Origin of the sequence: Microbispora sp. CL1-1 (assembly GCF_012034195.1) — a bacterium.
Taxonomy (GTDB): Bacteria; Actinomycetota; Actinomycetes; order Streptosporangiales; family Streptosporangiaceae; genus Microbispora.
Window position 1 is genome coordinate 1 of the sequence record NZ_JAATEK010000233.1, and the last position, 308, is coordinate 308.

Sequence of the window (308 nt, forward strand, 5' to 3'; positions counted from 1 at the left end):
CAGCCAGATCGACCGGAAACGGCTGGCCAGGCTCGGCCTGCATCCGCTCGCCACCGCGCACGCACTGGCCCTGTTCGACGCGGCCGTCTTCGGGCCGGCCGGCCAGCCGCCCGTGCTCGTGCCTGCGCGGTTGAACACGGCGACCGAGACGCCCCCGCCACTGCTGCGCCGCCTGATCTCCCCCCGCCGACCGGCCGCACGAGCCGCCCGGACCACCCAGGCGACCGGTCAGGACACCTCACTGCCCGCCCGGCTCGCCGGGCTCGCTCCCGAGCAGCGCGGCACGGTTCTGCTCGACCTGGTCCGCG

Annotated in this window: 1 protein-coding gene; it reads left to right on the forward strand. The window is 76.3% G+C overall.

The features are described from left to right. On the forward strand, positions 1-308 hold a 308-nt coding region (locus HCK04_RS40735), incomplete at both ends, for a hypothetical protein (RefSeq protein ID WP_205831307.1).